This is a genomic window from Deltaproteobacteria bacterium (assembly GCA_016178705.1).
In the GTDB taxonomy this organism is placed as follows: domain Bacteria; phylum Desulfobacterota; class Binatia; order HRBIN30; family JACQVA1; genus JACOST01.
On the sequence record JACOST010000014.1, the window covers coordinates 222,456 to 243,543 of the forward strand.

Genomic DNA, 21,088 nt, shown 5'->3' on the forward strand with positions numbered 1-21,088 from the left:
GTCATTCCGGCGAAAGCCGGAATCCAGGCTCATGTCCCCACACCCCCCGCCTGGATACCGGCGTTCGCCGGTATGACGGACCCACTGCCGTGAGTTCTAGTGCGAGAGTCAGCGCAAGCAGGCCCTCGATACGATCGCTTGGCGATCTACTCGGGCAAACGGGTGGTGGACCCCCTGAAAAGAACCGCCTCCCCGAGTAGCCGCACTGAGTGGAAGCCGAAGGCTTCGTACCGAAGGGCGGCGTATCGAGGGGCCATTTCATCTGCGGAACCCTCACGGAGAAACCCTGCTGGACGGCGCTTCACGCTTCCGGAAATCGAATGTACTCATCCAAAATCAAGCGCGCGAGCGCATCGTCGTCGGGACGTGCGCTGATGCGGCCACGCTCACGCAAGTCGTCGACGAACGACGCGAGCACCTGCTCGAGCGTGAGGTCGTCGCGACCGTCGTCGTTGATGCGCGCTTCGTCCTCGTCCGCGTAGCACCACGCCTTCCAGGAAATCGACAGCCGCAGATCGTCCCAGTCGTACACCGCGCGCACCGTGTCGTCGCGGCGGATGCTCCACCGGGCATCGTCGTCGCGGTGCAGTCGGACGCCAGGCTCGACCATCGGCAAACGCGTATCGTGCGTCGCCACGGCATCAACGCCGTGAAAGACCGAATCGGTATCGAGCACGATCGCGGTGTTGCGGCGCACGCTGAGTCGTCGCGGCGGCTGCTCGCGGCCGTCGGGATAGTAGATGAACTCTCCCCCTTTGCAGTCGTGGTACCAACTGACTCCCGTTGCGATGTATCGCCGCCAACGCTGAAACAGGCCCGAGTGGTGCATCGCTACCAGCAACCATTCAGGAGCCCACGTCCGATTAGCACCGCGGAACTCGGGCACGTCGGTGTGCACCGCCAACTCTTGCCCGGGCACGAGGATGTTGAGGTAGACAATCGCCGGCCGCACGATGCGTCTGCCGGTGACGTGACGGGCGGCCTCGATGAACTGTGGCAACTGCTGGAAGAACGCGATGGCGGGGAACAGCGGCTCGGCGTAGGCAAAGGTTTCGCGGAAGTAGTTGGTGCGCGAGGCCAGCGTGCGCACATCGTCGTGTCCCGCACGCGTCCGCACGAAGTTGCGCGCGGCGTCGTAGCGTTGCGGAATGCCGGCGCCGAAGCCTTCCTGCCGGCGGCCTTCACCGTAGGTCGGGTACGGCGCGTGCGTGCGGACGATGTCGAGCAGTAGGTCCACCTGATCCGGTCGCAGCAGCGAGTCGAATTCCACGTAGTGAGCAGTCGGCATGCGAGTCAGTCTCCGCGAGTCATCTCCGGAAGGATGTGATGTGCGCTTCCCTTAGCCCGGCGCGGGCAAGCTTGACAAGAGGTGGGCGTGCCGCGCCGGGATCAGCTTCGAGACATGCGGAGGATTTGTCATCCTGAGCCAAAGGCGAAGGATCTCTCTGTGACTGCGCGGCGAAAAGAGAGATTCTTCGCCTTCGGCTCAGAATGACACGATGGGCTGATCGGCACGATGGGTGATCGGATTGTTTGCAAGATGCGCCACTGCCCCCCCACCCGCATGCTGGACGGCGCGCCGATGCGCGGATAAGGGTGGATGCCATGGGCGCTTATCTGCGCGACTTGTTCGTCGACTTCGGCTGGCGTGATGCCGCCGACATCGCGATCATGACCACGGCGATCTACTACGGCTACCAACGCTTCCACGGTACGCGCGCGGCGCGCGCTCTCGGCGGCTTGGTGGTGTTGGGGCTGAGTTATCTCACCGCGCAGAGTCTCGGCCTGTTCGTCACCTCGTGGGTCCTCGGCGGCATGTGGGCCGCCGTGCTGTTGTCGGTGATCGTGATCTTCCAAACCGAAATCCGCGACGTGTTGGAGCAGTTCAATCGACCGGTGTGGCCGTTCGGATCGCGCCGCGCGCTTGCCCAACCCGCCCTGAGCGCGCTCGCCGACTCAGCTTTCGTTCTGGCGAGCGAGCGCGTTGGCGCGTTGATGGTGATTGAGCGACTGGACAACGTCGCCGCGCGCGTGCGCCGCTCCGGAATTCGGCTGAACGCCGACGTGAGTGGCGAGCTGCTGGCAGCGATTTTTCATCCGGGCGCGCCGCTGCACGACGGCGCGGTCCGCATTCGCGGCGGCCTCGTCCTCGACGCCTGTTGCCTGCTGCCGCTATCGGAAGCGACCTCGTTGCCGGTTCGCTACGGCACAAGGCATCGCGCAGCAGTCGGCATCACCGAGCTGTCCGATGCGCTGGCGATCGTCGTGTCGGAAGAACGCGGTCAGGTGATGGTCGCAGTCGGCGGCACGCTGCAAGCGGTGGCCAATGCGGCGGAGCTGCTGGCGTGGTTGCGGCAACACACCGAGGCGCCGCAACCGGATGCCGTTACCGACGGCGGCTGGACGGCAGTGGTTCGACACGACTGGCGCCGCAAGCTGGCGGCGGCCGGCGTGGTCGTGCTCGTGTGGGCAGTGCTGGTAGGTCCGAAGAACGCCGAAGTCGCGATCTCCGCGTCGCTGGTCTATCAGAATCTCTCGTCGGACCTGCGCATCCAGAGCGTGTCGAACAACGACGTGCTGTTGCGCGTGCGCGGCTCGCGCGAACTGATTCGCTTACTGAGCCCCGACCGCGTCCACGTCGCCCTCGATCTCCGCGACGCCCAACCCGGCGAGCAGCAAGTCAAGATCGGCCGCGACGCCGTGAGTCTGCCCATCGGCTTACGCTTGGTCGAAGTGAAGCCCGCCGCCGTGCGCCTGACGTTGGCGGCGGCGGAAAAACGCGCAAGCGGAATGGAGCATCCGTAAGCTTCACTGCTGCGATCGAGCGTGTTTGGTGCAACGCACTCGCCAGTCATCCGCGCGCCCGCGCTGGCGGTGCAGTCGGGACTGGTCGGGCGATAAAGTTTCAATGACTGCCCCCGCTAGATGGGGCGCACCTGCTCGAAAACCGTTCTGACATTCGCACTGCACAAGAGTTGCTCGGTCATCGGGACGTCAGTACCGCGATGATATACATCTACGCCCCTAGTAGGTCGCGGAGTGGGTGCGGTGCGCAGTCCGGTGGATCGATGTCGGAGCGAGGAGCTGGTCACTGCCGCACAACCCGCGGTGGCGGCGCTACGCAGACCGGCATCGCACGGGGTCGGCTTCATCGTATTGCCAACCCAAGGGCTTTCGGCCGAAGAGGTTTCCGGTGGTTTGCGCCCCGCGCGCTGCCGGTGCTACGTTGCGAGCCCTGCAACGTTGGCCGCGCTACACAGACCGGCCGAATACATGTTCGGCGTTGTGAGAGCGGCGCTCCAAGGCCATGTATCAGTTTTCCTTCACAGCCGTCGCTCTGGTTCTCTTCAGTGGCTTCTTGTTGTTCGCCCGCGGCCTTCTCCCGCCCCGGGGATTCTCCTGGGCGTTGGTGGCATGGGGCGGGGGGATTCTTCTCTTTCATGTCTTCGGACTCGCTGGGCGTGCCTGCCTTGTGGTTGCCGGTGAAATCGTATCGGCCGAGACCCACTGTGTTGAGCCGTACAACAATCGGTGCGTCACAACCTACGAGCTGATCGCGGATTCCGGTACACGGACCGTGTATAGGGCAGCGTCCAACGACCAGGCACTCGATCGTAATCTCGCTGTAGGATCCCGGATCGACAAGCGTCCTTGGCGACTTGATTACACCGTGGATGGGACCAGCGTCCGCGACTTCCCGTGGGCTCCGTACGTCGCGTTCTCGATAGTGGGTGCATCGATGTTGGCGTATGGTGGGGCTCGGCTTCATTCGGGGAGGAGCGCCAAGCCCACGTAGGGCCGAGTCGACAAAATCCACAGATGCAAAGGTGAGAGCGCGAATCAGACGCTTCAGGCGACAAGCTGGTGGCTTGCTGGACATCCGCTTCAGCGGCCACGCTGAAAAGACGCGCGCCGCTGAAGCTCTTCGTTCGGCCGGCTGAAGCGACACCGCCGTCGCGTCCGGCTCCGCCGCCGAGGAAGTCGAAAGAGCCCGAGGCCGGCGTGGGCACCCGATGATCAGTCCTAGACGATGCGTCGCGGCCTCACGCTACCTTGTACCCGAGCCGGAGGACCGGAACCTTCATCGTTCGCGCCCGACGCACCGCGGCGACATCGCGAGTAAGCGTCGCAAGGCGGCGCCCGATATCGCCCTTCACCACCCGCTCGCCGCACTGCGGGCACACGCCGGCCGGAACGCCGTCGACTACGAGCAACTTTCCGTTGATCCAAAAGTCCTGCTCGATTCGTCTGGCCTGCATCGTCTCGCCGCAGGCGTGGCACTTGCCGTAGTCGTACCTCCTCTTGACGTTCGTCATGTGCTCACTCGGTCGGTGCGGGTTTCGCGCGGCGGCGGGTGGCGCCGCTGTTTGCTGGCCGTCGCGGTGCGCGCTTTGGCTTTTCGCTCGACGAGGTGGCCGGCTCCACTGATGAGTTCGGCGCGACCTCACGCGGCATAGCGGATGACTTCGAGTTCAGCCGCACCACCGACGGTGGCGAGAATCTCGTCGACCCGGCTCAACACAGCGTCCTCGATGAGGTACTCGGTGCAATTCCCGCACTGAAGCACGGGAAGGCTCCTAAGAATGACAATCGCGCGGTCGGTCGTCTTGAAGGGAAGATCGCTCACGACCCGGGTCATTCTTGCTCCGCAAACTGTGCACTTCATTGTGACGTTCTCCTTGTCTTCAGATCGTCATCCCACTCGTCCCGACTTGGTCGGCAGGCGCTGACGACTCTCACATTATCCTCCTCGACAGTCGGTCGCAAACAACACGTGAATCGCATCACCGGCGAGTCGCGCCAGCACCAGGTAGCTCGGCAGGTACTTATCGTCCGGATACGATTCGACGATCTCGTAAGAGTCCACGGCATCGAGAATGATCTGACGCGACACGAAGCGACCTTTGAGGCGGAGGTTCACGTGATAGGTCCACAAGATCCGGCGAGCGCGAACGCATGCCTGGATGAAGGTGAGGGGATTGCTGGGGAGGGTCCTTTCTGGCGGGTTCACGTCAGCTCATCTACCCTTCGTGGCGCAGGCGTCTAACCTTGAATTGAGCGCATCAACGAATCCGGCAACTGGCGCCAGACTTCGCGTGTCAATACCGGTGCACTCATGCGTGCCTCATACATCCGAACGCGTCACGGGTTCAAGGAGCTATGAGGGGTGCCCTCGATGCGAGATCGACCTGCAAGGCCGCCGTCAGAGCCGGTCCGCGGCCCACAAGCGGGGTCAGCCATTGAGCGGCGGAGTGACCGTCAGCCAGAGACGGCTGCCCCCACCTGAAACTCGATCGACAAACGACCCGTACCCCGAAGCGTCGCTACGACTCGGTCGGTGCGGGCTTCGCGCGGCGGCGGGTGGCGCCACTGTTTGCTGGCCGGCTCGGGGAGCGCTTCGGCTTTGCGCTTGATGCGGCGGCTGGCTTGGTCGCGCTATTCGCCTTCGCACGCGTGGCCGGACGGGCGCGAGCGGTGGTGCTTCGCCGACCGCCGCGTGAACGCTTCCCTGGCGCCGCGGTTTCCGGCGCGTCAACGGTGCCAGGCTCCTCAACTCGTGCGACCATTGGCGACGGCGGTTCAAGAGCGAAGTGTGCGCGCGGCGACTCCGCCTCGATCCGCGGACGATTCTCATCGGCCACTGACTCGCGGTGCAACTGATCCACCCGCGCGGTCCCGACGGAACCCGGCTCCGACGCGAGCGCAATCTGTGCGCCAAGCGCGGCAAACGTCTCGCCGATCGCCGCCGCTGCTTGCTTGCCGCGGCCACGGCGCCGGCCGCGACCGCGGCGTCGGCGGCGTTGGCCGTTCTCAGACGCGGCGCCGGTTGCGGTCGCCGGCGCACCGGCGGGCTTCGCCGCCGCAGCCACCGGCGCTTCGCCATTGGTCGCGACGACGGCTGCCGGCGCAACGTGACCTGGGGCGACGGCCTCGGGCGCGGGCGTCGCGGGGCGGCGCCGCTCCTCGAACTCGGACTGGTGCGGCATCAGCTTCTCACTCAACGCAACCTGGATGCGCATGCCGTAGCGGGTTTCCAACTGGGCAATGTCGACCCGCTTCTGATTCAGGAGGTACACCGCGGCGTCGCGCGGCAACGTCACCTTCAGCCCGGCCAGATCACCCTGCGATACGCGGTTGTGCAGTTTCCGCAACGCCACGAGTGCGGCCGACTCGGGCGTGCGCACCAAGCCGTGGCCTTCGCACATCGGGCAAGCAGTATAGGTAGCCGCGGCCGCGGCCGGGCGCAGGCGCTGGCGCGAGACTTCGAGCAAGCCGAAGCGCGAGATGCGGCCGATCTCATGCTTCGCCTTATCCGGGTGCAGGGCGTCGCGCAGCGTCTTCTCGATCTCTTGCGCGGCCTGCGCGGCGCGCATGTCGATGAAGTCGATCACGACCAGCCCGCCGAGGTCGCGCAGACGCAGTTGGCGCGCGATCTCCAGCGCCGCCTCGCGGTTGGTTTTGAACGCGGTGTCTTCTTGATTGCCGCCGCGCACCGAGCCGCCGGAGTTGACGTCGATGGCGGTGAGCGCCTCGGTGCCGTCGATGACAATGCTGCCACCCGACTTCAGCGAGACGCGGCGCTTGTAGATCGATTCGATCTGCCCTTCGACGTTGAAGCGCGAGAAGATCGGCTGATCGCCTTCGTAGAGGTGCAGCGCGTGCGCCTGCGCCGGCATGGCGTGTTGCAAGAAGTCGAGGGCGCGCTGGTAGACTTCCTCGTTGTCGACGAAGATCTCGTTGATGTCGGGCGTGAAGTAGTCGCGGATGTTGCGCAGCACCAGATCGTGCTCGCGATACACCAGCGCGGGCGCGCGCTTGTCGGTGGCGCTTTGTTGGATAGTATCCCACAGGCCGCGCAGGTAGCTGAGGTCGCGCGCCAGCTCGTCGGAATCCTGATCGTATCCCGCGGCGGTGCGCACGATGATGCCGCAGCCGGGCGGTGGATTCAGATTGGCGATGGCTTGGCGCAACTTGATGCGGTCTTCGCCCTCGATCTTGCGCGAGATCCCGGCGTCTTCGGAACCCGGCAGCAAGACCAGGTAGCGGCCCGGCAACGAGTAGAAGGTGCTGACCGTAGGGGGTTTGGTCGCGAATTCTTCCTTGACGATCTGCACCATCACCTCTTGTCCGGGCTTGAACAGATCGGTGATAGTGCGGCGGCGGCCGTTGCCCTCCCCCTGCGCATCGTCAGGCAGATTGCGAAAGCAGACTTCGCCGAGCGGCAGGAACGCATCGCGCTCGCCGCCGATGTCGACGAAGGCCGCATCGAGCGCCGCATGCACGCGATGGATGGTCCCCTTATAGATGTTGCCTTTGAGGTGTTCGCGGCTGAAGGATTCGATCTCGAACGATTCGAGGGTACCGTTTTCGATGATCGCCACGCGGTTCTCTTCGGCGTGGGTGACGTTGATGAGCATGACTTTGGACATTCAGATTCTCTCCGTACAGGAAGGACAGGGCTGGGCAGACGCGCCAGCTTTACCAAGTCTTGGCGGGCGGTGCTAGGCAGGAACAGGCTAAAACTTTCCCATTTTGGGCCGGTCGGATTCACCGCCCACCAATCGTATGCACTCGGCCTTCTTCGGCGGCGTGCGCGAGCAGTGGATCGAGTTCGTCATCCCGGAGGTGAGCAAGGCGCAGACGTTGGTGGTGGCCGATTGCACCCCTTCGGCTTCGGTCTGGCCGGTGACGGTCCGACACATCGACTGTCCTTCGAATTCGATGCAGACCGTGCACTGGTAGTCGCTGACTTGGAAACTGTTGTAGATCACGAGCCCGATGATCGGCGGCAAGAGGACAAGAGCCGCCACAGTTGTCTTACGTAAACCCGTTCGCTTTGGCGCCATGAGCGTGCAGCTTATACACGTCGGCGGCCCTGGAGTCAGTCGGGAGCCACCCATAGTCGCGGCGTCATATCGGCCCCCGATCATCCGCAGCGTCGCGGGCGGTTGCGGGCAACGAGACGCGAAACGTCGAGCCGCGCCCGACCTCACTCTCGACCTCGATGGTGCCGCCCAGCGCGGTGAGCAACCGGCGGACGATGTACAAGCCCAACCCGGCGCCGCCATAGCGCCCATTCGTTGCCCCGTCCGCCTGGCGAAACGGCTCGAAGATGTGCTCGCGTGCTGCTGGCGGAATGCCGATGCCGGTATCGCTCACTTCGAAGGCGACGCCATCGGCGAGCGCCCCAGCGCGGACCCACACGGTCCCTTGTTCGGTGAACTTGAGCGCGTTGCCGATCAAGTTTTTCAGCACCATCTTGAGCTTGAGCGCATCGGTGTACAGGACCGGCAGACCGCTGGCGACATCCCATTGCAACCGCAGCGACGGCTTGTCGGGCGGCACCTGACTCTCGCGCGCCAACTCGTCGGCGAGGGCCGCGATGTCGACCGTGCCGAGCGCCAGCGGCACGTTCTGAGCGTCGAAGCGGCTGAGATCGAGTGTCGCACTCACCAGGTCGAGCAGCTCGCGCGCGCTCTTGTCGAGCCGTTGAATGGTTTCGACTTGTTCGCCGCTGAGCGGACCAAACGCCTGCTCGATCAACAGCGTCCCGTAGCCGATGATGACGTTCAGCGGGCTGCGCAGTTCGTGCGACATGCTGGCGAGGAAGTCCGACTTGAAGCGATTCGCCCGGTCCAATTCTTCCACCAGGCGCGCGTTCTCCAATGCCAACGACGCGATGTGCGCAATGCCCCGAGCGATGCGATGCTGTCGCGCGGTGAATGGCTCAGTGCGGCCGCGATAGGCGGCGTGGAGAAAGCCGATGGTTTCGTCACCGCGCCGCAGCGCCTGCAGCAGGTTCTGCGTGAGCCCGGCTTGCGCGGGCAACTGCGCGGCGAGGTGGTCGGGTCCGGCGTCGTTCGAGGCGAACTCGATCATGCCGTCGCTGCGCAATTGCGCGTGAATGGCGGCTATCGCCACTTCCGGCAGGCGCACCAACCGCAGCGTCTCCCATTGTTCCGGCGCATCGCCATAGTGCGCGGTCGGGATGAAAAGGGGCTGGTCTGGGTGTTTGAGATTCACGTAGCAACAATCGCAGCCGAGCGCTTCAGCGGTGAGGCGACACAGTCGATCCAGGAGTACCGGCGTATCGAGCGCCGCGATGAGTTCTTGGCCGATGCCCGCCAGCGCGCCGGCAACTTCCGCTTCCTCGCGCTGCGCTGCGAAGAGATCGGCTCCTTCCATCGCGACCGCGAGCTGTTGCGCGATGCCGCCGCACAGATCAGCATCTTCGGCATCGAAGCGCCGGCCGATGGTTCGATCGATGGCGAGGAACACGCCAAGGTGGCGCCCGCGCACCATCAACGGCGCCGCGATGAGCGCGCTGATACGGGGAAAGCGGACGCGCAGATCGTCCGGCAAGTCGCCGTTGAGCACCAGCGTCTCACCGCGAGTCACGCGACCGCCGAACGGCACGCCGGGCGGAAATTCCATCTCCTCCGCAAGCGGCAGGTGCTCGGGAAGAATGCCGCGTTGGGCGATCATCCGGAAGACATTGCGCTGGGTATCCAGATAGAAGGTTGCCGCCGCATCACACGACAGCGCGGCCGAGGTCAGGGTGTGCACCCGGTCGAGCAGTTCGCGACGATCGAGTGTCGCCGCGACAGTCTTGGCCACGTCCAGCAGCACGACCGTCTTCTGCTCGGCGCGCTTGCGCGCGGTGAGGTCGCGGAGATTCGCGACCACCCAAGGACCATCCGGAACGTCGACGAGCAGTTGCGCCATCCCTTCGAGCGCGCGCCGCGAGCCGTCCGCATGCTGCATCCGCAGCTCGATCTGCCTTGGAACCCTGGGCTGCGCCAACACCGCCGCCAGTGCGGTCCTCGCCCGCGCCACTTCGTCCGCGGGGATGAAATCAAGCGCACTGCGGCCCACCAGTGCGTCAGGACGGTAGCCGAGCATCGGCTCGATCGACGGACTGACATAGCGAATCGTACCATCGATACCGAGGGTGGCGATGACATCGGTGACGTGTTCGATCAGCGACCGAAACAGCCGCTGGTTGCCGGCGCGCGCGGCCTCGTTTCGGGCCAATGCCATGCGCTGCTGTTCGAACGCGAATGAGACGTAGACCGATGCACCGAAAGTGACGATCATGGCGATGCCGGAGTAGTCCACCAGCGATGCGACGGTGCCGTTCACCAGCCACAGGTTACCCAGCGCGGCGAGCGCCGCCACAAAGACCAACTCGAGTTGCGCACGCCATCCCCACGGGAGGACCGCCGCTGTCGTCATCATCGCGCCGATGCTGAGCAGGCGGTAGATGGCGACGTCATGCGACATCGCTCCCGACGCGGCGGTGAGCACAGCGATCGCGCTCAGACTGAGAACCAATACGGTGACCGCGTGGCCAGCCGCGACCCGTCGTCGTAGCGCCAGCCACGCCCCGGTGACGACGGCGATTTGCCCTGCCTTCAACAGATAGAGAGCGGGAATATCCGGCTCGCGAAACGCCGCGTTGGCAAACGCGAAGACCAGATTGGACACCAAAATGATGCCGAACACGATCCGTGCGCGTTCAGCCAACAGCTCCCGCGACGCGAGGGGCGCGGGCTCAGGTTCTTCCGCGTTCCTGGCCGTCACGCTGGCGAGCGTAACATAGATTACGGTTGCTCGGTACGGACTATCATTGGGCTAGTGGCCGGGCTAGCGCTCGGCATGCGCAGCCGGCCGCTGCAGGTCCCGTTCGATCACCGCAATAATATTGTCGCTGACGCCGTCGAGGATCTGCGAGTAGAGGTCGCGCAAGGCCAGAATGCCATCGGCCTGGTCGCGCCCAGTCACCGTGCGGCTCTCATCGACGAATTCCTCGCCGATCACGGAGCCGTCGGCGCTGCGCCGCACATTGAGGTGCAGCGCCAAACGCGCGGTCGCCGCTTGCTCGGTGCTTAACTCGATGGTTTGCACCAAGGCTTCGATGACGTACGGCGGCCGCGGGTTGGCCTCGCGCCGCACGGTTTCGAAGCGGCCGGTGGCTTCGAGGCGGGAGCGCAAGCCCTGCGCCAGCATGCGCCCGGGTGTCGTGGTCCATTGCAAGTTGCGACTCGAGACGACTTCCACCGGTGACTTGCGGATCACCAAGCGCAGATGATCGTATGCCGCGATGCAACTGAAGTCGGGCACCAGGATCGACGGCAGTTGCGCCCCCTCCTTCTTCGCTGCTGCGGTTGGTCGGATCTCGAAGTAGCGGACCTGCGGCGCACTCAAGCTGCACCCGACCAGCACGATCACGAGCCCGCTCACTCCCCGCAGCGCGCGCCTCATCTATTCCTCCTGCTCGGTGGGACGAATCAACAGTGACGGATTCTCGCGAATGGCGCGGGCAAATTCTTCGAGATTCTCCGCCGTCGCCCGCAAGCTATTCGAGATGCGCCGCACATCCTGGCCCGACGCGCTGAGTACCAACGTGAGTTGATTCATCGTGTCGGTGAAGCTGCGCAGCGCCGTGCGGACTTCCGCCGACATCTGCTCGGCATGCTCGCCACCCAACATCGTATTGGCCGTCTGCAGCGTGCGGCCAAGCTGATCGACAGCGGTCTGAATCGGGCCGTCCGCGCGGGTGAGCGTTTGCAGGTTGACGACCACCTTGTGAGTGTCGCCGGCCACCGACGTCACCGCGCCACTGGCATTGCGGATCGCGACCGCCGCATCGCCGAGATCTGTCATCAGCGGGTTGAGCCGCTCGCTGGCTTTGACGAATGCCGGCATCGCAGTGTCGAGGTTTTCGAGCACGTCCTTGAGCTTGCCGGTCGCCGACTCGATGTTTTCGAGCGATTGTTTGAGATTGCCGACGCTCTTCGCCTCGGTGAGGTTGAGGATGCGGTTGAGTACTTCATCGGCCTTGAGCGCGATGTCTTCGGCCTTGCCGGTGATCGTACTGAGCACGGAAGATCCACCGGGAATCTCGCCGCCCGGCGGGACGAGTTCGGCGTCAGCAGTGCCGCCGGTGATCTCGACAAACATCAACCCGGTGATGCCCGATCCCGACAGTGAGGCGCGCGCGTTCTTTCGAATGGGCGTGCCGTGATCGAGGCTGAGTTCGACCGCGACCTTGTCGACGCCGTCGGTGCGCACGCGGAAGGAGTCGATGCGCCCGACGCGCACGCCGAGCATCTTCACCGCGGCGCCGACTTCGAGCCCCGATACGGTTTCGCTGAAGACCGTCGTGTAATAGTCGCGCTGCTGGAGAAATGCCCGGCCCGAGATGATCACCAAGGCGATCAGCAGCAAGCCGAAGGCGATGGCGATGAAGAGGCCGAGTCGAGCGGTCTGCGCGCGCGTTCTCATGCGGCCGCTCCACGCGCCGCCACCAGGCCCAACGCTTCCGCCATGTTCAAGCCGTGGCTTGGCGGCGCGACATCTTCGCTGAAGAACCCGTCGATCCACGGATCGCCGAGCGCGCGCACCGCGGCGACGCTGCCGTCGGCTGCGACGGTGCCGTTGCGCAGCAAGACGACCCGATCGGCGATGCGCTTGACGCTGGCGGGATGGTGCGTGACGACGACGAGCGCGGCGCCGATGTCGTCGCGCAGCCGCACCATCAGTTCGTCGATCGCCACCACGGTGGCCGGATCGAGGCCCGACGACGGCTCGTCGCAGAACACCAACCGTGGTTCGTGGACCACCGCGCGCGCCAACGCGGCGCGCTTCTGCATGCCGCCGGAGAGTTCGCGCGGATAGTTGGTGACGGCATCGCCGAGGCCGACCTGCGCGAGGCGCGTGCGCGCCAAGCTACGGATCATGTCGGGCGTCAGATCGCCACGCTGCGTCAGCGGCAACGCCACGTTCTCTTCGGTGGTGAGCCCGCCCAGCAGCGCGCTGTGCTGGAACAGCATTCCCATCTGCCGCGCCACTTTTGTCCGCTCGGCCTCGTCGGCGTGCATGAGATCGACGCCCAAGACCCGGATCGTGCCGCGGGTCGGCGTCACTAGTCCGAGCATGGCGCGCAAGCTGGTGGTTTTTCCGCTGCCGCTGCCGCCAATCAGGCAGACCACTTCGCCGGCGTGGATCGTCAGCGTCAAGCCGTGCAACACGCGGTGTTCGCCGAATTCGACGACCACGTTCTCGGCTTCGATCAGTGCTTCCTTCGTCATCTCACGAGCGTCTCGATTGTCACGTAGATGCCGTCGACCAAGATGATGAGGAACAACGACGCCACCACTGCGTTGGTGGCCGCGCGGCCCACGTCCTCGGCGCCGCCGCGCAAGCGCAAGCCGAAGTGGCAGCCGACGCTGACGATCACGATAGCGAACAGCACGCTCTTAATCATGCCCGTCATCAAGTCCCACGGCACCAGCGCGCTGGTGAGTTGGGCGTAGAACGCATCGGGCGAGAGATCGAGGTAGCCGACCGCAATCAGGAAGCCGCCGAGCACGCCGAAGCAGTTGGCGAGCATGGTCAGCGCCGGTACGCCAACCACCGTGGCAAACGCCTTCGGCACGACGAGATACGGCACCGGGTCGATGCCCATCACGCGCAACGCGTCGATTTCTTCCTCGACCGCCATGGTGCCGAGCTCGGCGGCCATTGCCGAACCGCTGCGGCCGGCGATCAGGATCGCGGTGATCAGCGGTCCCATCTCACGCAGCACGCCGAGGCCGACCAGATTCGCGATGAAGATGCTGGCGCCGAACTGGCGCAACTGATCGGCGGCTTGAAAGGCGGTGACCAGTCCGACCAGGAGCGATACGACGGCGACGATCGGCAAGCCTTCGTTGCCGATCGCGATCGATTCCCGCACGAATTGCCCGGGACGCCACGGTCCCCGCCGCAGCAATCGGCAGGCGCTCCAGTACGCCGTATCCGCAATGAGAGAGATGAAGTCGACGCACTGCTCGGCCACGTCTTCGGCAATCGAACCGAGGAACACGAACAACGAGGAATGGTGTTCGGCGCCTTCGCCGTGCATGTGAGGTGCCGGCAGATGGCTGAGTTCTTCGAGTTGGGCGGGTGACACGCCGCGCAGTGAGAAGCTGAGCCCGGCCTGCTCGGCGACGGTCTTCAGACTCAAGAGGGCGGCGGCACCGTTAGAGCCGATGGTGGCGCAGTCACGCAGGTCCACAGCGAGTCCGTGCCGCTGCGTCAGTTCGGCGTGCCCTTGCGCGAGCAAGCGCTTGGCGCCGGCCATCGTCCGCACTTCCGCGGGCGCCGCCACCGCCGCTTCGTCAGCCCCCGCCTCGCTAGCCATGAGACTCGCGTCGCATCCCGGCGCTTGCGTAGCACAGGACGCGGCGCGGAGCACGCGCCCGAAACATTGGATGCCATCGGGAAATCGGTTTACCCGAGCCATCGTTGCCCCTACAATGGCCGCTGTGAGTTCTCCGGCGATGCGGTCAATTTGGCTTCTCGTCCTGGCGCTGTCGATTGCGCCGGGCGTCTTCGCGCAATCGTACGTCGCCGACGAGCGGCTGCGGGCGAACCGCCTGGCGACGTTGAAGGAGCAACTGGGCAATCGAACGGACGCAACGTTCACCCAGGCGCTCGATGCGCTGGTCGCGAGTGACGCACCCGGTACATTGGACGTGTGGGAGCACGCGCTCGCGACGACTGACGGCGCGCGCCGGCCTGAGCTACTGCGGCGCTTCGCGGCCGTGCGGGATCGGCTCACGCGCCGCGAACGGATTGCACGCGTCGTGCGCCTGGCGACTTCGCGGGCGCAGTTGGCGCGCGTGCAACAAGCGCTCGAAGAACAGGGCGGTCCGCTCAATCTGACGCTGTGGCACACCGATGGCGATCACGTCGTGGTGGCGCTGTCACCGGCGGCGTACGAGCGTTTGGCTGCTGCTGGTATTGCGGGAGATGTGTTGTTCAATTCCGTGAGCGAGTGGCAGCACGCGCAGCGCAGAGGCGCCGCGACTGCGGTGCGAATCATGCCGCACTATCAATCGAACGCGGCGGCGAACGACCATCGGGCGCGCATTCTCGTGTTCGATCTCGCTGCCGGCCCTGTCGATGCGGCGCAGTACCTCCTCGCGGACCACGAGAACGTCGTCGCCCGCAACGACCGCTATCTCGCCTACCTCGACATCGTTCCACGACACCACCGGCACATCTATCTGCGACAGCGATACCGCCAGCATGGGTTGCGTATCGTCGCCATGTTGCCGGTCGACCGGTTCGACACCGCCGGGCGCCGGTTCTTCCCGGAGCTGGAAGGATCAGCATTGACGATTGGCAGCGCGGCCAGCCTCGACGGGCAGTTTCATTCGTACGCGGAAGTGGCGGCGGAACTGCAGGATCTCGCTGCGCGCTATCCCGGTATCGCATCGCTGAGCAGCCTGGGGCCGACGTATGAAGGCCGCGAGATCTGGGCGCTCAAGATCAGCCGTGACGTGACGGTCGACGATCCGAACAAGCCCGACGTGCTCTTCACCGGCTGCCACCATGCGCGCGAGTGGATCTCGGTCGAGCCGCCGATGTATTTCGCGCATCGGTTGCTCGATGACTACGCGACCGACGACAGCGTTCGGTACTTCGTCGATCATGCCGAGATCTGGATCGTGCCGATCGTCAATCCCGACGGCCTCGCCTACAGCCAGCGCTCGGCGAATTCGGCCGGCGATAGCGTCCGGTACTGGCGCAAGAATCGGCGACCGATCAGGACCGCGAGCTGCGGCAGCGGTGTCGGGGTCGACCTCAATCGCAACTACAACTTCATGTGGCGCCTCGCGAGCGATCGCCCGTGCCCGACGACGTTCGACGATCAGGGCGCCAGCGATGACCCCGGCGACTTCCAACTCTATCGCGGCCCGAGTCCGCTGTCGGAATTGGAAGTGCAAGCGATCGCTGCACTGACCGCGAACCCGGCGCACAATTTCATCTCCCGCGTCGACTTCCACAACTACAGCCAGCTCGTCCTCTATCCGTGGGATTTTGGCACGAGTCCGTCGGCGGATGCGAATACGCAGGCGCAATTGGGTGCAATGCTGGCGCAGCGTCTTTCAGCGACCAATGGCGTTCACTACACACCCGAGCCGGGGGTAGGCCTGTACATCGCGACGGGCACCTCGGTCGATCACGCCTACGGTGTTGATCATACGGTCGCTGCCTTCGTGTGGGAGTTACGCCCGGCGTCGTGCTGCTTCTACGTGCCGGAGAACCAAATTGATCCGATCAATCGCGAGAGCTGGAACGGCGCACGTGCGCTGCTCGATTGGAGTGTCGGCCCACCGTACCTCGTGGATGTGGAAGCGCGCCAGCAGAGCGCCGGCGCGGCGTTCGACGCGGTCGTCTATCAAGCCGGATGGAGTGACGCGGTGAACGGCCGCACGTTGTCGGTAGCGAACCTTGCCGGCCAATTGCAACCGGGCCGTTTGCGTCTGACCCTGCATTTCTCGAAGCCGATGCCTGCGGGTAGTTCACCGCAAGTGACCCTTGGCCGTATTGCTCCGTTCAACGAAGTAACGGCAACGGTTGTTGCTCCCGGCGAAGGCTGGCAGACGACGCTCGGCAACGATACCAACAATACCTGGATCGGCGAAGTCGACATCCCCGCCTACGGCGACGGTACGCTGCCGTGGCAACTCGCGGTGCGGGTGCAAGACGGCGTAGGTTCAGCGCTCGACGCGCAACCCGCCACGATCGCCAACTACGGGTTCGGCAGCGACCACTGGTTGGATGACGAGAGCGGATCCGACCTGCAGCACCTCTTGCCAACGAGCGTGAGCCTCGGTCCACTACCCAGCGCGACGGCGACGACTACACGTGTCCCCACACCGACACGGACGCCAACGCGGACGCGGAGCGCGTCACCGACGCGTACGGCGACGCGCACGCGCCGCCCGACCATCACACTCACCCCGACGTGGACGCGCCGCCCGACCCGAACGCCAACCGCCACGCGCACCCGCACATCAACGGCCACCCGCACGCCGAGCGCTACACCAACCTCAACCCGGCGCCCGACGCGCACGCGGACGCCACTGTAGCCGCCGGCGTTCAGCCGGTTCCAGATAGTGGCTTCGGATTTCCGCTGCGCAAGCAGTCCGCGACGAACTGGAGACAATCTATCCGCTTTGGTAGAAGGTCGGCATGACGGAGACCGGGATCGTTGTCGATCCGCGCTACCTCGATCACGACACCGGCCGCGGCCATCCCGAACGGCGTGAGCGCATCGCCGTGTTGTTGCAGATGCTCGGCGAACAGCGCGACCGATTTCACGCGATCGCGCCGCGCGCGGCCACCGGCGAGGAGCTGGCGCTGGTACACGACGGCGCGTTCGTGGAGGACGTCGCCAAGACCCAACACCTCGCCCACTTCGCCTTCGATGCCGATACGCCGGTGTCGCCGCAATCGTACCAGACCGCCTGTCTGGCGGCGGGTGGATTTCTCGCGCTGCTCGATGCGATCATGGCCGGCAGCGTACACAACGGTTTCGCCTTCGTCCGTCCGCCGGGGCATCACGCCGAGCGCACGCGGGCGATGGGTTTCTGCATATTCAACAACGTCGCCATCGGGGCCGAGTACCTGCGCCGCGTCCACGGTCTGTCGCGCGTGCTGGTGATGGATTGGGATCTGCATCACGGCAACGGCACGCAGCATATGTTCGAGCGCGATCCGGGTGTCCTCTACGTCTCCACGCACCAGTATCCATTTTATCCCGGCACCGGCGCGATGGACGAGTGCGGTCGCAGCGAGGGTGAAGGCTTCACGGTGAATATCCCCTTCCCTGCCGGCTGCGCTGACGCCGAGTTCGCCGAGGCGTTCACCACCGTGATCGAACCGATCGCACACCAGTTCGAACCAGAGTTCGTGCTGATTTCCGCCGGCTTCGATGCGCACGCACGCGATCCGCTCGGCGGCTTGGCGGTCACTGAGGCCGGCTTCGATCTGATGACTCGCTCGCTCCTTGATATCGCCCGCCGCTACGCCAAGGGGCGCTGCGCGGCGATCCTCGAAGGTGGTTACGATCTCACCGCCATCCGCAACTCCTCCGCCACGGTACTGGACGAACTCGGCGCTGGTGGTGGCGAGATCCATTCGGCCCCAGCCAGCCGCGCGACGGCGATCCTGGAACACGTTCGCAAAATTCAAGGGCGGTACTGGAAGTGGTGAGTCGCCTTGGTTGATGACTCGTCGGAGGTGCCCGTGACCGCGCTTTACCTCAGAAATGGAGCGATATCTCCACGCGTCATTCCGGCGAAAGCCGGAATCCAGGCTCAAGCCCCATGCCCCCATGGATACCGGCTTTCGCCGGTATGACGAATTCACTGCCGGGATTTCTTGTGCAAAGCCCCATGACCGTAACCCGCTGTCGTACGCGGCTTGCAATCCTGACGCTGGTCGTCGGCCTTACGACGCATGCAGCTACCGCTACCGATCCCCAGGAGGCAGATATGGCTCTCTCGCTCACGTCTTCCGCGTTCACCAACGGCGGAGAGATTCCGCGGATTCACACCTGCGACGGCAACGATGTCTCGCCGTCATTGACCTGGAGCGGCGTGCCGGCGGGTGCACGCAGCCTCGCACTCATCGTCGACGATCCCGATGCGCCGGATCCAGCCGCGCCAAAGATGACCTGGGTGCACTGGGTCCTGTACAACATCCCGGCATCGGCTAGCGGACTGCCGCAAGGTGTGACCGCGAACGATCTGCCCGTGGGAACGAAGCAAGGTCTCAACGATTGGAAGCGCACCGGCTACGGTGGTCCCTGCCCGCCAATCGGCCGGCATCGGTACTTCCACAAACTCTACGCGCTCGACACCGTGCTAGGCGGTTTGGACACAGCGACCAAGGCGCAGCTCGAGGCGGCGATGAAGGGCCATGTCGTCGCGCGCGCCGAGTTGGTCGGAACCTACCAGCACGCGCAGTAGCGACAGCGAGACGATGGGGTTGTCGCGGTACGCCAAGCTGGCGTGGATCACGCTCGCGTTCAACGTGCTGGTGATCCTGTGGGGCGCGTTTGTGCGCGCGAGCGGATCGGGCGCGGGGTGTGGCAGTCACTGGCCGTTGTGCAACGGCGAAGTAGTCCCGCGCAGCCCGGCGATCGCGACGCTGATCGAGTTCGGGCATCGGCTCAGCAGCGGCGTCGCGTTGGTGTTGATCGCCGCCCTCGTCATCGGCGCGTGGCGCGGGTTTCCACGCCGCCATCCGGTACGACTCGGTGCGGCGCTCTCCGGATTCTTCATCGTCAGCGAGGCGCTCATCGGCGCGGGACTCGTCCTACTGGAATACGTCGCGCACAACGCGTCCCTGGCGCGCGGCTTCTGGGTCGCCGGGCATTTGATGAACACGTTTCTGCTCGTCGGGTCGCTCACGCTGACCGCGTGGTGGGCATCGGGCGGAGGCGCGGTGCGACTGCGCGCGCAAGGCGGCGTGCTGGTCATGCTCACGATCGCGCTGCTGGGAACGCTGGTCCTCGGCGTGAGCGGCGCGGTGACCGCGCTCGGCGATACGCTGTTTCCCGCGGCCAGCTTGGCCGAGGCAGAGGCGCAGACGTTCTCCAGCACGGCGCATCTCTTCGTTCGGCTGCGGGTGTGGCATCCAGCGCTCGCCATCGCCGTCGGTCTGTGCGTACTGTTTGCCACGCTAACAGTGACAACGGCTCGGCGCACCGCGATCAGCGCAATGCTCGCGCGTGGACTCGTCTGGCTCTACTTGGCGCAGATCGTCGTCGGCGTTCTCAACGTGTCGTTGCTGGCACCGATCGCCGTCCAGATCTTTCACTTGCTGGTGTCGGATCTGATTTGGATCGTGCTGGTCCTGTTCGCGGCGAGTGCGCTTGCAGCGGAGTCGCCGGTTCACTCGGGAACCGTGCTGTAAACTGTCGCGAGCTGCGCCATCACGTCTTGCGTGGTGACCGGCCGCAGTTCGCCGGCAATCGGCGGCTTGCCGCCTTGCGACTTCACCGACAGATCGACGTTGGGCGACTCGGCGCGCAACGCCTTCACCGTGCACTTCGCCTTCGGCCGGTGCTTGAACGGGTCCGCCATGAAAAACCGCAGCGCGTTCTCGTGCGTGATCTTGTTGATCTCGGCATCCGACACGCCGTCGCAACTACGCATCAGAATTTCCGGCGAGTGTGGCCACGTGGTGTCGGAGTGTGGGTAGTCGCACTCCCAAGTCATCGTGTCGACGCCAACCCCGTGTCGGTTCTTCACTCCGACGGGATCGTCGATGAAACACGTGATGACGTGTTCGCGCCACACTTCGCTCGGCTTCTTGCCGCGAAAGTCTTGGTGCGTCCACTTGTGATGATGTTCGTGGACGTAGTCGGCGCGTTCGAGGAAGTACGGAATCCAACCGATGCCGCCTTCCGACATCGCGATCTTGATGCCGGGAAAATCCTTCAGCACGCGCGACCACAGCAAATCCGCCGCGGCGTTGACGCACGCGATCGGTTGCACCGTGATCATCACGTCGACCGGCGCATCCATCGATGAAAACTTCATCCCAGCCCCCGAGCCGATGTGGATGCAGATGACCGTGCCTTCCTCCGCACACGCCTTCCAGAACGGATCCCAGTGCGGATTGTGGAAGCTCGGCAAGCCGAGAGCGTCGGGGCTCTCGGTGAAGCTGACCGCGTGGCAGCCTTTCTTCGCCACACGCCGCACTTCGGCGGCCATCAACTGCGGATCCCAGAACGGCAGCAACGCGAGCGGGATGAAGCGGCCGGGATAGGTGCCGCACCACTCATCGATGTGCCAGTCATTGTAGGCTTGCAGCACCACGTGCGACAGGTTGCGATCCGCTTGACGAAAGAACAGCGCGCCACACAAACCGGGAAACGACGGGAAGCACATCGAGGCGAGCACGCCGTTCACGTTCATGTCGTGGATACGCTCGTGGATGTTGTAGGTACCGGGGCGGAGCTGATCAAACGACGTCGGCTCCATGCCGTACTCTTCCGGCGGCCGCCCGACGACGGCGTTGAGGCCGATGTTGGGAATCTGCTCGCCCTGCCACACCCAGACGTCGCTGCCGTCCTTCTTGCGCACAACCCGCGGGCCCTGGGCTTTGTACTGCGCCGGCAGGTGCTGGGCGAACATGTTCGCCGGTTCGACCACGTGATCGTCCACGCTGACTAGAATGAGATCGTCGGCTTTCATCGCTGCGTCCTCCCGCGCTGTCGCCCCTCTCATCTAAAGCA

Annotated in this window: 16 protein-coding genes and 1 pseudogene; 5 read left to right on the forward strand and 12 right to left on the reverse strand. The window is 64.7% G+C overall.

Features of this window, described 5'->3' with window-relative positions; translation table 11 throughout:
- Positions 1–301: 301 nt before the first annotated feature.
- The gene (locus tag HYR72_09185; GenBank protein MBI1815139.1) at positions 302–1,288 is read right to left on the reverse strand and encodes a hypothetical protein; all 987 of its coding nucleotides are present in this window, start codon (positions 1,286–1,288) and stop codon (positions 302–304) included.
- Between the two features lie 317 nt (positions 1,289–1,605).
- Between HYR72_09185 and HYR72_09190 the strand changes: the two genes are divergently transcribed.
- Positions 1,606–2,805, forward strand: a complete 1,200-nt coding sequence (locus tag HYR72_09190; protein ID MBI1815140.1) for a diadenylate cyclase — start codon at positions 1,606–1,608, stop codon at positions 2,803–2,805.
- Between the two features lie 1,238 nt (positions 2,806–4,043).
- Here HYR72_09190 and HYR72_09195 read toward each other — a convergent pair.
- The 10 genes and pseudogenes from HYR72_09195 to HYR72_09240 all read right to left on the reverse strand — a co-directional run bounded on the left by HYR72_09195 (position 4,044) and on the right by HYR72_09240 (position 14,188).
- On the reverse strand, positions 4,044–4,316 hold the full coding sequence (locus HYR72_09195; GenBank protein ID MBI1815141.1) for a YgiT-type zinc finger protein: 273 nt from the start codon (positions 4,314–4,316) through the stop codon (positions 4,044–4,046).
- Positions 4,317–4,444: 128 nt separating this feature from the next.
- On the reverse strand, positions 4,445–4,666 hold the full coding sequence (locus HYR72_09200; GenBank protein ID MBI1815142.1) for a YgiT-type zinc finger protein: 222 nt from the start codon (positions 4,664–4,666) through the stop codon (positions 4,445–4,447).
- Positions 4,663–5,011: pseudogene (locus tag HYR72_09205) on the reverse strand (DUF4258 domain-containing protein). The gene HYR72_09200 and the pseudogene HYR72_09205 overlap by 4 nt, the downstream one beginning before the upstream one ends.
- Before the next feature lie 313 nt (positions 5,012–5,324).
- Complete coding sequence (locus tag HYR72_09210; GenBank protein ID MBI1815143.1) at positions 5,325–7,430, reverse strand: Rne/Rng family ribonuclease; 2,106 nt, start codon at positions 7,428–7,430, stop codon at positions 5,325–5,327.
- A gap of 87 nt (positions 7,431–7,517) precedes the next feature.
- Positions 7,518–7,811: a hypothetical protein gene (locus tag HYR72_09215; GenBank protein ID MBI1815144.1), complete on the reverse strand. Its 294-nt coding sequence runs from the start codon at positions 7,809–7,811 to the stop codon at positions 7,518–7,520.
- 100 nt (positions 7,812–7,911) lie between these two features.
- Positions 7,912–10,527 carry a PAS domain S-box protein gene (locus HYR72_09220; GenBank protein ID MBI1815145.1) on the reverse strand — a complete coding sequence of 872 codons (2,616 nt, stop codon included), beginning with the start codon at positions 10,525–10,527 and terminating at the stop codon, positions 7,912–7,914.
- 120 nt (positions 10,528–10,647) lie between these two features.
- On the reverse strand, positions 10,648–11,265 hold the full coding sequence (locus tag HYR72_09225) for a membrane integrity-associated transporter subunit PqiC (GenBank protein ID MBI1815146.1): 618 nt from the start codon (positions 11,263–11,265) through the stop codon (positions 10,648–10,650).
- A complete protein-coding gene (locus HYR72_09230) occupies positions 11,266–12,288 on the reverse strand; it encodes an MCE family protein (protein MBI1815147.1) in 1,023 nt (340 codons plus the stop codon). It abuts the gene before it with no gap.
- Positions 12,285–13,094, reverse strand: a complete 810-nt coding sequence (locus HYR72_09235) for an ATP-binding cassette domain-containing protein (GenBank protein MBI1815148.1) — start codon at positions 13,092–13,094, stop codon at positions 12,285–12,287. The genes HYR72_09230 and HYR72_09235 overlap by 4 nt, the downstream gene beginning before the upstream one ends.
- A complete protein-coding gene (locus tag HYR72_09240) occupies positions 13,091–14,188 on the reverse strand; it encodes an MlaE family lipid ABC transporter permease subunit (GenBank protein ID MBI1815149.1) in 1,098 nt (365 codons plus the stop codon). The genes HYR72_09235 and HYR72_09240 overlap by 4 nt, the downstream gene beginning before the upstream one ends.
- 139 nt (positions 14,189–14,327) lie before the next feature.
- Between HYR72_09240 and HYR72_09245 the strand changes: the two genes are divergently transcribed.
- The 4 genes from HYR72_09245 to HYR72_09260 all read left to right on the forward strand — a co-directional run bounded on the left by HYR72_09245 (position 14,328) and on the right by HYR72_09260 (position 19,761).
- Positions 14,328–16,928 (forward strand): zinc carboxypeptidase, encoded by a 2,601-nt coding sequence (locus HYR72_09245; GenBank protein ID MBI1815150.1) that lies wholly within the window; start codon positions 14,328–14,330, stop codon positions 16,926–16,928.
- A gap of 103 nt (positions 16,929–17,031) precedes the next feature.
- The gene (locus tag HYR72_09250) at positions 17,032–18,054 is read left to right on the forward strand and encodes a histone deacetylase (protein MBI1815151.1); all 1,023 of its coding nucleotides are present in this window, start codon (positions 17,032–17,034) and stop codon (positions 18,052–18,054) included.
- Positions 18,055–18,335: 281 nt separating this feature from the next.
- Positions 18,336–18,812 carry a YbhB/YbcL family Raf kinase inhibitor-like protein gene (locus HYR72_09255; GenBank protein ID MBI1815152.1) on the forward strand — a complete coding sequence of 159 codons (477 nt, stop codon included), beginning with the start codon at positions 18,336–18,338 and terminating at the stop codon, positions 18,810–18,812.
- Positions 18,813–18,825: 13 nt separating this feature from the next.
- Complete coding sequence (locus HYR72_09260) at positions 18,826–19,761, forward strand: COX15/CtaA family protein (protein ID MBI1815153.1); 936 nt, start codon at positions 18,826–18,828, stop codon at positions 19,759–19,761.
- Here HYR72_09260 and HYR72_09265 read toward each other — a convergent pair.
- A complete protein-coding gene (locus tag HYR72_09265; GenBank protein ID MBI1815154.1) occupies positions 19,740–21,047 on the reverse strand; it encodes an amidohydrolase in 1,308 nt (435 codons plus the stop codon). The two genes, HYR72_09260 and HYR72_09265, sit on opposite strands and share 22 nt — an antisense overlap.
- Positions 21,048–21,088 lie beyond the last annotated feature (41 nt).

Excerpts from the sequence above, each read along its gene's own strand:
- HYR72_09185 (MBI1815139.1), bottom strand. The coding sequence starts at position 1,288 with ATGCCGACTGCTCACTACGTGGAATTCGACTCGCTGCTGCGACCGGAT.
- HYR72_09190 (MBI1815140.1), top strand. The coding sequence starts at position 1,606 with ATGGGCGCTTATCTGCGCGACTTGTTCGTCGACTTCGGCTGGCGTGAT.
- HYR72_09195 (MBI1815141.1), bottom strand. The coding sequence starts at position 4,316 with ATGACGAACGTCAAGAGGAGGTACGACTACGGCAAGTGCCACGCCTGC.
- HYR72_09200 (MBI1815142.1), bottom strand. The coding sequence starts at position 4,666 with ATGAAGTGCACAGTTTGCGGAGCAAGAATGACCCGGGTCGTGAGCGAT.
- HYR72_09210 (MBI1815143.1), bottom strand. The coding sequence starts at position 7,430 with ATGTCCAAAGTCATGCTCATCAACGTCACCCACGCCGAAGAGAACCGC.
- HYR72_09225 (MBI1815146.1), bottom strand. The coding sequence starts at position 11,265 with ATGAGGCGCGCGCTGCGGGGAGTGAGCGGGCTCGTGATCGTGCTGGTC.
- HYR72_09230 (MBI1815147.1), bottom strand. The coding sequence starts at position 12,288 with ATGAGAACGCGCGCGCAGACCGCTCGACTCGGCCTCTTCATCGCCATC.
- HYR72_09235 (MBI1815148.1), bottom strand. The coding sequence starts at position 13,094 with ATGACGAAGGAAGCACTGATCGAAGCCGAGAACGTGGTCGTCGAATTC.
- HYR72_09240 (MBI1815149.1), bottom strand. The coding sequence starts at position 14,188 with ATGGCTAGCGAGGCGGGGGCTGACGAAGCGGCGGTGGCGGCGCCCGCG.
- HYR72_09245 (MBI1815150.1), top strand. The coding sequence starts at position 14,328 with ATGCGGTCAATTTGGCTTCTCGTCCTGGCGCTGTCGATTGCGCCGGGC.
- HYR72_09250 (MBI1815151.1), top strand. The coding sequence starts at position 17,032 with ATGACGGAGACCGGGATCGTTGTCGATCCGCGCTACCTCGATCACGAC.
- HYR72_09255 (MBI1815152.1), top strand. The coding sequence starts at position 18,336 with ATGGCTCTCTCGCTCACGTCTTCCGCGTTCACCAACGGCGGAGAGATT.
- HYR72_09260 (MBI1815153.1), top strand. The coding sequence starts at position 18,826 with ATGGGGTTGTCGCGGTACGCCAAGCTGGCGTGGATCACGCTCGCGTTC.
- HYR72_09265 (MBI1815154.1), bottom strand. The coding sequence starts at position 21,047 with ATGAAAGCCGACGATCTCATTCTAGTCAGCGTGGACGATCACGTGGTC.